Below are 635 nucleotides of genomic sequence, written 5' to 3'. Positions count from 1 at the left end.
TTTTGGCAAATTTCCCCCAAACTTGCCTCGCTCTTAATTATCTCTTTTTTCCTTTCCGGTTGTGCCAATGCGGGCTCTTGGGGTGCAAAACCAGAAAACTCCATCTTGGGAGCCGGGCTTCAGGGCTATAACCACACACAATTTGAAATTTCAGGTTTTTCAATTAATGAAGGTTACGGCAGTATTGGTGGCACGGTCTGTTGTGTGATGATCCCTGAAAAATAGCGCCCTAATTTAATCGCACATATTCAATGGAAAAAGGTGGATACCACAAAATTTCCACCAGCACCTGATTTTGACCAAGTCGAAGCCTATAATCGCTGGGAAAAAGAATTAGACCGCTATACGACCTATCACGAAGCTTGGGTGCCAATCCCACAATATGATGAACCTTGTAGTGTAAAAGTGCATTTTTTACCTTGTAATGAAGTAAAAATCACTACTTCCTGTTATAGCTATCACGACCCTGAATATCCAATAACTGAACCAATGAAAATGAAGGAGCCCGCCGTATGTTCGAAGAAATAAAAGCAGATCCAGTTTGGGTACCTAATCATTTCCCTGATAAAGGCCGATTAAAATTAACACAACAACAGATAGAACATAACTATAAAATACGAGAAGAAGAGAAACGA

General features: G+C 40.5%; 1 protein-coding gene and 1 pseudogene. Both read left to right on the top strand.

Features of this window, described 5'->3' with window-relative positions; all coding sequences use genetic code 11:
* A pseudogene (locus BHE89_RS19465) lies at positions 1 to 225 on the top strand (hypothetical protein); the annotation flags it as partial.
* 12 nt (positions 226 to 237) lie between these two features.
* Positions 238 to 528: a DUF3304 domain-containing protein gene (locus BHE89_RS19460; protein WP_069369411.1), complete on the top strand. Its 291-nt coding sequence runs from the start codon at positions 238 to 240 to the stop codon at positions 526 to 528.
* Positions 529 to 635: the final 107 nt, after the last annotated feature.

Source organism: Shigella sp. FC1967 (genome assembly GCF_001743005.1).
In the GTDB taxonomy this organism is placed as follows: Bacteria; Pseudomonadota; Gammaproteobacteria; order Enterobacterales; family Enterobacteriaceae; genus Proteus.
The sequence above is the reverse complement of the archived record's forward strand: the minus strand, read 5'-3'. Positions and strand labels throughout refer to the sequence as shown.